Origin of the sequence: Hyphomonas sp. TMED31 (genome assembly GCF_002172815.1) — a bacterium.
GTDB lineage: Bacteria > Pseudomonadota > Alphaproteobacteria > Caulobacterales > Hyphomonadaceae > Hyphomonas > Hyphomonas atlantica.
Window position 1 is genome coordinate 1 of record NZ_NHCK01000023.1, and the last position, 10,549, is coordinate 10,549.

The following is a 10,549-nucleotide window of genomic DNA, read 5'->3' on the forward strand; positions in this document are numbered from 1 at the left end:
TGTCAGCGTCGTCTTGCCGTGGTCAACGTGGCCAATCGTGCCGATGTTGACGTGCGGCTTGTTGCGTTCAAACTTTGCCTTGGCCATCGGGCCTCTCCTCAATTCTGTTTAGGTGTCCGGCCCGCCGGACGGGTTACGCGTTCAGGCTGGATAGCCCGTTAAACGCGCCTCATAGCCATCTGCGGCGCGGGTTTCAAGCTCGCAATTGCCAGTTCACTGCGGTCAGGTTTCCCGTCTTGCCCCGCTTGCAAAGCACGGATAAGCCGAAATCGACAAAATTCACGCAAGGACAATGACATGATCGATGACCTGACCCTGCACGCGGACCGTCTTGCTCGGACACCTTTGAAGAAACTCGCCGATGCTCGCGCAACCTCAAGCAGGTTGAACGCCTGCGGCTGGTCTATCGATTTATCTCGCCAGTTTCTTGACGCCGAATCGACTGCCGCTCTTCAGCAATTTGGAGATTCATCAGGCTTGCAAGACGNGGCCGACAAACTGTTCGCCGGCGACATCGTCAATCCGTCGGAAAACCGCCCCGCTCTCCACTGGGCCCTCCGTGCGCAATCCTCTTTGTCGGGAGAGGCAGAATCTGTCCGCCAAAGCGTACTTCCCGCTCTGGCGTTCGCCAGGGATGTTGCGTCCGGAGCGGTCACCAGCTCCACCGGCGAGCGCTTCAACGCCGTCCTTCATATCGGCATTGGCGGATCTGATTTCGGACCACGCCTGATTGCGGACGCTTTCCAGGATCACGCATCGGGTGAGATAGATCTGAGATTTTGCGCGAATGTCGACCCGTTCGATCTTGATCGTGCGATCGCCGGGCTCAACCCGGAGCGCACCCTCGTCATTGGCGTCTCAAAATCCTTCGGCACAGAGGAGACACTCTACAACCTCGCGCGCGCACGCAAATGGCTGGAAGCGACAATCGGCGACAAATCGCAACAACACCTTGCCTTGGTGACAGCAAATCCCGACCGGGCGAAGAATTGGCTTGATGGACGTGAAGCACATGTTTTCGACATGCCCCTGTCCGTCGGCGGCCGCTTCTCGCTCTGGTCCGCCGCCTCCCTCGCCTGCATGATCTATCTCGGCGCAGACGTATTCGAAGATATCCTGACGGGTGCCGCAGACATGGACGAACACGTCAGAACGACNTCAATGGCCCAGAATGCGGCGATGCAGCTNGCGCTACTCGATTACTGGAACGCGACAATTCGCAAAGAGAAGATGCGCGTATTGCTCGCCTACGCAAACCGGTTGCGCATGCTGCCGACGTATTTGCAGCAGCTCGAAATGGAATCGAACGGCAAATCGGTAGGACCGCACGGCGATGCTGTCTCAGGCGCAACGGCCCCAGCGCTCTGGGGCGGCGAAGGATCGGTNGGCCAGCATTCCTATCATCAGTGGCTCCACCAGGGCTCACAGGACGTCCCATGCGAGTTTATCCTCGCGCCCGATCGCAATCGCGATGCGGAAGGCGTTAAAGCGCTGACGGCTCACGCGCTGGCCCAAGCGGAAGTACTNGCTAATGGCCGAACGCTCGAAGAAGTGAAACAGGAAGAACCTGATCTGACCGACGAAGTCGCCCGACAGAAAGTCCATGCGGGCGGACGCGCNTCGACTTTCTTTGCACATAGCCAGTTCGGGCCCCAGGCATTTGGTTCCCTTGTCGCCCTTTACGAACATCGGACCTATTTCGCGGGTCACCTGTGGGGTTTGAACCCTTTCGACCANTGGGGAGTTGAGCGTGGCAAGACCATGGCCTCTCGNNTGAAGCCTGCAGTCGCNGGTGAAGCGACGGCCGCGGACACAGTCACCAATTCGCTTATCGCAATGATCACGGGGAACTGACGCAATCCGGATTCTCCGTGAAACCTGTGTCGGTGAAACGCGACAAGTGTTGCTGGATAACGCGGACCGGCCAGTTGCGCTGAACCTTGAGCGCTGGTCAGACCAAGGTCAAAGATTGACGTTCGGCTTGCAAACAAACGGCAGAATACGTGCCCTCCGACCGGACCAGGGAGGCGCCTTCATCGAAACCGATACGGGCCCAGAGGCCTTCATGCGTCTCCCGAACGCACACCGCCTCACCGAGGGACAGGCTGTGCGTGTTACAATTGCAGCCGAAGCACGGGGAGACAAGCTACCGCGAGCCGAACTGCTCAACGACAAAACGCCAGCAAAGGGCCAATTGGTCTGGTCGAACGGAGCTACTGAAGACGTGGCTCCGGGAGATCCCATCGTCGCCGNTGCCTTCGATGAGGCACTCTCGAGCGCACTGACATTACCAAGAGGCGGACGATTGCGCATAGAGCGCACTCACGCGCTGACTTCAGTCGATATCGACACAGCCGGTCGCCAGGGAACCGGAACCGCCGCGAGCCGCGCACTGCAGATCAATCTTGAGGCATGCCGCGAATTGGCGCGACAGTTGAAACTTCGAAAACTCGGTGGACTTGTCGTGTTGGACTGTGTGGCCCCCCTGAATGCTGGCTCACGTCAGAAGATAAAGGACGCGATGAAGTCAGAGCTGAGAGCAGCCGATTTAACTTCAAGTACCGTACTGGCCCCGTCCCAACTCGGCTTGATGGAAATGTCTCTCCCTTGGCGCGAAACACCTATTTGCGACCGCCTTCAAAACANCAATGGCGACGCCTCAGANGAAACCTTGTGCCTTGAGGGCCTTAGAATACTTGAACAANCNGCGACACAGAATCGCCTGGACAGGTACACCCTTGAGCTGCCTGAACGCGCTTATGATTGGCTGGAAAAAGTGGGTCGTCCCTTGAAAGGCCTACTGGCCGATAAATACGGNCAAAGACTGACCTTTCAGGGTTTCACTAAAAGCAAACCGAGTGTCTACAAAAGNCCATGAGCAAGCCGATCTCGCCTAAAGTTTCCAAGCCAAAATGCGCGCAGTGTCGCCGCAAACCGGTAGCAGCAGACTATCGACCGTTCTGTTCGAAGCGTTGTGCCGACATTGATCTGAACAAATGGCTCTCGGATGGATACGCTATTCCNGGGGCGCCCGCTGACATGGCGGATGACACGCCCGGACAAGAGATGTCAGAAGAAGACTGAAAACAGCATGGACAAGACCAAAAGCCTTCGTTAGATACCGCGCTTCCCCAGTGACCTGCCCGGGTAGCTCAGGGGTAGAGCAGCGGATTGAAAATCCGCGTGTCGGTGGTTCGATTCCGCCCCCGGGCACCATTTCCAGTGAAATCGCGTCTCCTTAAGCTGCCTGTTCTCCTGAATTGCTCCTCTGGGCAGATGCCTCCAGAACCCCGGGCTCATCCCAGGCACCTTCGGGTCGGATAATGAGGTACGGGTCCTCAAGCATCTGAAGTGCCTTAGGATGGCGTGGGATGAATATCTCGATCTCCCGATACTCATAATCGGAGAACCAGAATGGAGCTCGGCCATCTATCAAACGACACCTGAACGTCCGCGACCAGACTGGCCATAAGCGCGCTTGAATCTGGCCGATCATTCGTTCGTATCCCTTGCGGGCGACCAGCTCAAACGCCGTCGCGAGCAGTACACGCAGACCTGGTCGGCCGCGTTGGCAGGGCAACAATACGATGCGCTCAAGCTTTGCGAAGTCAGCAAACCATCTGATCCGCAAAGTTCCGACCGGCCGCCCCTTCGCCTTTAACAGGAAATGCGTGGCGCATAGATCGTTGCCGTCAAATTCTTCTTCATAAGGGCAGTCTTGCTCGGATAGGAAGACTGCGGCCCGAATGGCGCTAACCTGATGATATTCATCAAGCGTTCTGACCATCTCCGCCGTGTAAGACAGGTAGGCTTCCGGCGGCACGGGGCGCAGCAATACTTGCTCTCCGATCCGATTGCGCGCCCCAGTCACGAAGCCTGGTCCATCAGCGTTTGGAATGGCGGCTGCACGTATAAATCCGGAAGCCCGCCTTCAAATTTCTGAAAGCCCAGACTTTCCATCGACCGGCGACCGTCTGCCGTCGCGCCGCGCGCATATGCGGGAAATGCCCCGAACATTTCAACGCGCAGGACCGCGGAAACGGTCATGATCTTCTTTCGTGCCTCGTACGTCTTGCCCGCATAAACACCNACGTAAAACGCCGAAACACACCGTCCCATNTTGGCCAAGTGCGCCTTCAGGGGTTTCGCAGGATTGTATGAACCGTCTCGCACAGCGCTTTCTCCTGCCTCTGTCAGGGGCAGNGTGAGAAAAANTCCGTCGACAGGATCACCAGTGACCCAAGCCGTCATTCCCGTCCAATTGTTCATATCCGCGATAGAATCAACGGAGGCCAGCTTCCCGTCGATTAGTTCTTCAGCCATCGCTACGGCCTGGTCGAGCTCGCTGCGTGTGGCCAATCTGAACCCGAAGTCGCCTGCTCGTCTCTCGAAGGCCAAAGGATCCACATTCGCAACCACCATTTTTCTAGTCTGCGTTGCATTCATGAAATTTCTCCATTAGATGGTTAATTTCCATGACACAGTTTCAGGCGGGCGACTTCGGCACAGAATGAAACGGGGGCTTTCACACACGATAGGCGGTGAAGCGCCGTTCGATCAGTTCGATTGGGACAGGCTGCGTGTGTTCAGGGCTGTGGCCAAAACGGGCAGCATGAGCGCCGCTGCAATCGTGTTGGGCGGCTCATTGCCGACCATCAGCCGACGGGTGACCGATCTTGAAACTGCGCTCCAGGCGGAACTGTTCCAACGGAACCATACCGGCGTAGACCTCACCGATGCCGGCCGAACATTGTTGCGTCACGCGGATCTAATGGCTGACACAATTCATGCTGCCCAAATAGAGGTCGGCTCTGTGGCAAACGACGTCGGACGTGCAATCCACCTCGTCTGCAATGAACCACTGGCTCAATACTGGATTGTGCCGCGACTTGCAGAATTTCAACTACTGAATCCCAAACTCACAATAGATGTTTCAATCAGCAACTCATCGTTAGAATCGCAGGACCCGGCCTGGGACATTTCGATCCAGACGCGTCGCCCCAGAAACCCGGACCAGATTTCACGCCGGATAGGCCGCTCCCATTTTGCGGCATTCGTTTCGTCCGACTGGAAATTATCGAACGGGACTCCCGCATCGGTTTCCGACTTAACCCAAGCGCACGCGCTCGTGCATGCGTCCTACGCCTCCCAACTGGAACAATCCCGTACACTGTTCCCGGGTCTGGATATGATGCGCCGTATGAACAGCATGGAAGCGATGATCTCGTTCTGTAGCGCTGGAGTATCCCCCGCCATTCTTCCAACGCATATCATACATCGGTATCCTGACNTCATTGCCTGCCCCATCCCCGGTCTTCCCGCCCTGGATATTTGGCTCACACAGTCTCCGCGTTTGCGAAGAGTGAAAAGCGCCGATGGGTTTCTTGATTGGCTTGTGGGGCTGTTCTCACCAACAGAAAGTGATTGGTTCCGGCAATTGAATGTCACATTGAATTTAGGCTAGGCAACGAGGCCTTGCTGTCTCGCCGCCCGTTCACGAAGCACCATTGGCGTTCCAAACAATTGCCGGTTAACGCCGATACGTTTGAACCAATAGTGTAGCCCGACTAAATCCGTGAACCCCATACCACCATGCACCTCAGTTGACGTGCGCGCGATAAATGTCGCCACGTCAGACATGTGCGCCTTCGCGAGATATGCCATGGTGATCGCCTCGTCGTCGTTCTCGTCAATTGCGTGCGCGGCATGCCAAAGCAAGGCACGACATGGTTCGAGCTTCGCCGCCATTTCGGCGCACAGATGCTTGACGGCCTGAAACGATCCGATCACACGGCCGAACTGTTCACGCTCAGATGCATACACCACGGCCTTGTCCAGCATCGCTTGAGCAGCGCCGAGCGTGTCCGAAGCGATCAATACAGATGCAACCGCAAACACTTGTTCGACGTCAGCAGTCTTTGCGTCCGGATCGGCGCCCGCGACAGCCACCTCAAAGAATTCACGTGTCCGGTCAATAGTTTTAACAACGCTTGTCTCGTCAGGCGCGCCACAATGAATCGCATCATCCGAATAGAACAGAAGATGCGTTGCATCGCGTACATTAATAGCCATGAGCGATTTCCCGGTTACCGACGTGCCACTAACCTGTATACCGGAGGAGTCCCGGCGGGAAACAACATCGTTCAAANCCAAACCAAATTTGGCAGCACCGGACGCTATATTACCAGCAAGTTCCGAACCGCTCGCGCCAAAAGCATAAGCCGCTACCGTGTTTGCCANAAATCTAGACGGCACAAGTCCGTACCCGAAACACTCTTGAACAAGAATGGCGTCAAGAACCCCGAGTCCTGAACCGCCCTCNGGTTCAGGAACCAGCAATCCATCCAANCCCAACGCGGCGATCTTTTCGTCCAGAACATTCTGAGCGCCGCTCTCTTGGTCCGCAATTGCGCGAATTGTATCCAGGGAGGCCTCATCAGCAACAAAACGCCGGATAGTTTCCTGAAGCATCACCTGATCTTCTGAGAGTCCAAACTCCATAGCTTTATCCTCTCACCAATTTTGGTTCACGCGGCATTCCAAGACCGCGCTCAGANATAATATTCTTCTGTATCTGGGCTGTGCCCCCACCGATGATCAGTCCAAGGTCGTACATGTATCTCCATTGCCAGCTTCCGCCTGCACGAAGATGCTCACCCTCCTCATAGAGCACGCCAAGTTCCCCCAACGCATCGATCGCCAGCCCCGCGATCTGATGATTGAGTTCACAACCCTGCAGCTTAACAATCAGCCCCGCAATTCCTGCGGNCTCTCTTTTTAGGCGNNTGGTCATGATACGGAGCNCATTGGCTTGCATGGCGTAGACTTCAGCCTGCAANGCCATCAATCGATCCCTCAGNACNGGATTGTCGATCAAACGCTCTCCGTTGACGGTTTCCGACTTCATCAGTTCGACCAGTTCAACAAAGCGAGCTTTCGTTGCGTTGGGGTCCCCCAACATGCCCCGTTCATGGGTCAGCGTAGCATTGGCGACCTGCCAGCCNTTATTGACCTCGAACACCACNCCGCTTTTCGGNACGCGCACATCTGTGAAGAAAACCTCGTTGAAATTGGCAGCGCCNGTCATGTCGACGAGCGGCCGAACTTCGATACCCGGAATNTCCATCGGGAAAAGNATGTAGGTTATNCCNTGATGTTTNTTCGCNTCAGGATCGGTTCGNACCAAACAGAAAATCATGTCGGCCTGTCGTGCGGTAGACGTCCATATCTTTTGGCCGTTAATGACNAACTCNTCGCCATCTTCNACCGCACTTGTTCGCAGCGCAGCCAGATCCGATCCNGCTCCGGGTTCGGAATATCCCTGACACCAGATCAGTTCTCCCTTCAGCGTTCGCTCTATATAGGCTGCTTTCTGCTCCGGCGTACCGAGNTCCAGCAAGGTNGGAACCAACATGGATATTCCTTGTCCGGCNAGNGGTCTTGGCAAACCGGATCNCGCAAACTCTTCAGCNATGATGCGNGACTTCAGAATATCCGGTTCAGCGCCGTACCCNCCATACTCAGTTGGTATCGTCCTCGCCGTGAGCCCTTCCTTNATCAGNAANGCCTGCCAGGCGAGTCGTTTCGGATGCTTCAGTCCCTTGTCGTTCGGTCCGGGCGCAAGGTGGGCATTGGTTTTGAGCGTTTCNGCGACATGGTCNCGAAATTCGGCATATTCGGGGCTNAGTGTNAGGTCCATGAANCAAGTCTCGAACGACTTCCCCAAGGTCCGGCAACACCAAAATTGAACTGAGTCTTGCACACCNTAGCGTAAAGCTGGCTAGCTGAGTTNCATCAAAGGAGGACACTCAATGCCCGTCGANTACANNAAACAAGGNAATGTNGCGATCATCACGATGAACCGCCCGGAAGCGCGCAACGCAATCAATGGNGAAATGGCCAGCACNATGGAAGCCGCCATTGACCAGATGGAAGCGGATCCGGAGGTTTGGGTGGGCATTCTCACCGCTGTCGGCAAGGCATTCTGTGCAGGCGCAGACCTGAAGGAGATTTCTGCAGGTAATGGCGCAGCGCTCTCCACGAAGAAGGGTGGNTTCGCTGGCATCGCGCGTCGTGANCGCACAAAGCCGCTAATTGCNGCAATCACCGGTTCAGCGCTNGCTGGCGGTACNGAAATCGCCTTGTCCTGCGACATGATTGTATGCGCCGACGATACAAACTTCGGCCTTCCCGAAGTGAAACGGTCGCTCGTTGCAGGTGCCGGTGGTCTGTTTCGGCTGCCCCGCGCAATCGGAAGGGCTGTTGCACTCGAAGCCATCTTGACGGGTGATCCACTTCCGTCTCAACGTGCTTACGAGCTTGGTATGGTCAACAAGGTCGTGCCAGAGGCTGACGTGATGAAAGAAGCAGAGGCACTGGCTGCCAGGATCACTGCGAACGCGCCTCTTGCGGTATCTGCAAGCCGCGCTGTTGCTATGGACGCTACCAGCAAGAGCGATGATGAACTCTGGAAGGACAGCGGCAAGGCGTTTGCCAGCATCGTTGGCACAGAAGACTTCAAGGAAGGGCCCAAGGCCTTTATCGAGAAGCGTGCCCCCGTCTGGAAGGGTCGTTAGTCAAGTATTCTCAGCATTGTTGAGCCACCGGACTGCGCCGCGCCCCGCTGCGCGTCCGGTGGCAAGACATGCTGTGAGCAAATAGCCCCCGGTTGGCGCGTCCCAGTCCAGCATCTCGCCAGCGANAAACNGTCCGGGANGATGTTTCAGCATGAAGTGGTCATCCAGCGCCTCAAANGATATTCCGCCATCNGTNGATATGGCTTCGTCCATCGGAAACAGGCCNANGACCGGCACGGGCANGTCCTTAATCAGANGGGCAAGTNGATCTGGGGCTTCAGCCGCTTCCAGCCCGCCGAGTTCGAACAACAATGCCCGCTTTACTCCGGACAGGTTCAGCGTCTTGCGAAGATGGTTGGATAGGGACTGTTTGCCTCGCGGCCTAGAGAGGCGGTGTCGAACGTCTTCAGCAGAAATATCTGGCAGAAGATCGAGTTGGATCGTGGCCTCGCCGACGCGCTCCAGCGCATCGCGAACGCTGAGAGACAGGGTGAACACAGCCCCGCTTTCCATACCACGAGGGGTAATCACGAACTCCTCCCGACTTGATTGGCCGCCGAAGCGCATGGCCACATTCTTGACGGGCGCACCCGCAAATTCCGCTTGCATCCTGTCCGACCACTTGACCCTCAGGCCGCAATTGGACGGGCGGAAAGGCGATACGGGAACGCCCAGTGTTTCAAATGCCGGGAGCCATGAACCGTCTGACCCGAGCCGTTTCCAACTTGCTCCACCCAGCGCGAAAATCTGGGCGCGACACGGGATGTTCCTTTGCCCGTTTGGCGTGAGAAAGATGAGTTCGCCAGACTTTCCCCACCCGATCCAACGATGACGGGTATGCAGTTCCACACCCTTGCCTTCCAGACGCGCCAGCCACGCCCTGAGCAGTGGTGACGCTTTCATCTGTCCTGGAAACACGCGCCCTGTCGGACCGATCAGGGACTGAACTCCCAGCTGCGCCATCCAATCTTGAATGCTCGATGGTCCAAACGCCGTAATTGCCTGCAGCAGGCGCTGGGACGCGTTCGGATATACCTCCGCAAGGTCCGCATCGCTGGCGACATGGGTGATGTTCAGTCCACTCTTGCCGGCCATCAGGAATTTCCGGGCCGGGCTGGGCATGGCCTCGAACACAGCAACGCGGCGCCCCGCATCCGCGATCATTTCCGCCGCCATGAGTCCGGCAGGTCCCGCGCCGATCACAGCCACATCGAGCCGGGCGTCAATCGTCACGATCGACCCGGGCCTTGCCGCGCCCCAGGGCCAGCGCCTTGATCGCGCCACGGAACGTCTGCACCTCCTGGCGTGTCCAGTCGGCCCGGATCAGCGCGGCGCGCAGATTGTCCTTCATCAGCGGCGTCTTTTCGGGTGGAAAGAAATAGCCCGCGCGCTCCAGCTCGTCCTCGAAATGCTCAAACATGCGGTAAAGTTCATCGCGCGGGGCCGGTTCGCCCAGTTTCGCCTTGTCTTGAGAAATCACCCGGTCCGCATCCTCGCGACGCTTGCCCCATTCAGCGCAGAAAACGCAAACGGCCTGGGCGAGGTTCAGGCTCTTGAAGTCCGGGTCCACCGGATAGGTCATCAGAAAGTCCGACACAGCCACCGCATCATTCGGGAGGCCGGACTTCTCCGCCCCGAACATGATGGCGGATTGACCGGTGCCAAGACGCTCGAAAGCGGCGTCAGCGGCGTCGGCAGCGTCGCCGACGCGCTTTTCGATCCCCCGCAGGCGCGCCGTGGCGGCGGCTAGCCAGGTGATGCCGTCGAGCGCTTCAGGCAGACTGTCGAAAACCTGCACCGTGACACCGGCCTCGAACGCGCCAGCGGACATTGTGTCAGCCGCCGGGTTCGGCCAGCCGTCGCGCGGCCTGACGAGGCGCAGATCGGTCAGGCCAAAATTGCGCATGACGCGCGCGGCGGCACCGATATTCTCGCCAAGCTGCGGCGAATGGAGAATTATTGCAGGATTTGAC

Annotated in this window: 11 protein-coding genes and 1 tRNA gene; 5 read left to right on the forward strand and 7 right to left on the reverse strand. The window is 57.2% G+C overall.

Annotated features, from left to right (window positions below; translation table 11 throughout):
• Positions 1-87 (reverse strand): GTP-binding protein (locus tag CBB91_RS03955; RefSeq protein ID WP_211643483.1); only part of this gene is annotated, 87 nt, incomplete at its 3' end.
• Between the two features lie 210 nt (positions 88-297).
• On the opposite strand from CBB91_RS03955, the gene pgi reads away from it, so the two are divergent.
• From pgi to CBB91_RS03970, 3 genes are all read left to right on the forward strand, one after another.
• A complete protein-coding gene (gene pgi / locus CBB91_RS03960; protein WP_273012259.1) occupies positions 298-1,854 on the forward strand; it encodes a glucose-6-phosphate isomerase in 1,557 nt (518 codons plus the stop codon).
• A 1,020-nt stretch (positions 1,855-2,874) separates the two neighbouring features.
• Complete coding sequence (gene yacG, locus CBB91_RS03965; RefSeq protein WP_035552053.1) at positions 2,875-3,084, forward strand: DNA gyrase inhibitor YacG; 210 nt, start codon at positions 2,875-2,877, stop codon at positions 3,082-3,084.
• A gap of 57 nt (positions 3,085-3,141) precedes the next feature.
• A tRNA-Phe gene (locus CBB91_RS03970) sits at positions 3,142-3,216 on the forward strand.
• Positions 3,217-3,238: 22 nt separating this feature from the next.
• Here the strand turns inward: CBB91_RS03970 and CBB91_RS03975 are convergent.
• Both CBB91_RS03975 and CBB91_RS03980 read right to left on the reverse strand, forming a co-directional pair.
• Positions 3,239-3,871: an N-acetyltransferase gene (locus CBB91_RS03975; RefSeq protein ID WP_241764185.1), complete on the reverse strand. Its 633-nt coding sequence runs from the start codon at positions 3,869-3,871 to the stop codon at positions 3,239-3,241.
• A complete protein-coding gene (locus CBB91_RS03980; RefSeq protein ID WP_273012276.1) occupies positions 3,868-4,047 on the reverse strand; it encodes a hypothetical protein in 180 nt (59 codons plus the stop codon). The genes CBB91_RS03975 and CBB91_RS03980 overlap by 4 nt, the downstream gene beginning before the upstream one ends.
• A gap of 463 nt (positions 4,048-4,510) precedes the next feature.
• On the opposite strand from CBB91_RS03980, the gene CBB91_RS03985 reads away from it, so the two are divergent.
• Positions 4,511-5,464 carry a LysR family transcriptional regulator gene (locus CBB91_RS03985; RefSeq protein ID WP_273012278.1) on the forward strand — a complete coding sequence of 318 codons (954 nt, stop codon included), beginning with the start codon at positions 4,511-4,513 and terminating at the stop codon, positions 5,462-5,464.
• Here CBB91_RS03985 and CBB91_RS03990 read toward each other — a convergent pair.
• Together CBB91_RS03990 and CBB91_RS03995 are read right to left on the reverse strand one after the other, a co-directional pair.
• Positions 5,461-6,072, reverse strand: coding sequence for an acyl-CoA dehydrogenase family protein (locus CBB91_RS03990; protein WP_273012280.1), 612 nt, complete (start codon positions 6,070-6,072; stop codon positions 5,461-5,463). The two genes, CBB91_RS03985 and CBB91_RS03990, sit on opposite strands and share 4 nt — an antisense overlap.
• A gap of 433 nt (positions 6,073-6,505) precedes the next feature.
• Positions 6,506-7,699 (reverse strand): acyl-CoA dehydrogenase family protein, encoded by a 1,194-nt coding sequence (locus CBB91_RS03995; protein ID WP_273012282.1) that lies wholly within the window; start codon positions 7,697-7,699, stop codon positions 6,506-6,508.
• A gap of 112 nt (positions 7,700-7,811) precedes the next feature.
• Here CBB91_RS03995 and CBB91_RS04000 point away from each other — a divergent pair, with 112 nt between their 5' ends.
• Positions 7,812-8,576: a crotonase/enoyl-CoA hydratase family protein gene (locus tag CBB91_RS04000; RefSeq protein ID WP_273012284.1), complete on the forward strand. Its 765-nt coding sequence runs from the start codon at positions 7,812-7,814 to the stop codon at positions 8,574-8,576.
• On the opposite strand, the gene CBB91_RS04005 is transcribed toward CBB91_RS04000, so the two are convergent.
• Together CBB91_RS04005 and CBB91_RS04010 are read right to left on the reverse strand one after the other, a co-directional pair.
• Positions 8,577-9,809: a TIGR03862 family flavoprotein gene (locus CBB91_RS04005; RefSeq protein WP_273012286.1), complete on the reverse strand. Its 1,233-nt coding sequence runs from the start codon at positions 9,807-9,809 to the stop codon at positions 8,577-8,579. It lies immediately after the preceding gene.
• Positions 9,799-10,549, reverse strand: a 751-nt coding sequence (locus CBB91_RS04010) for a TrmH family RNA methyltransferase (RefSeq protein ID WP_288145231.1), incomplete at its 5' end; no start/stop codon positions are given. The genes CBB91_RS04005 and CBB91_RS04010, both read right to left, overlap by 11 nt.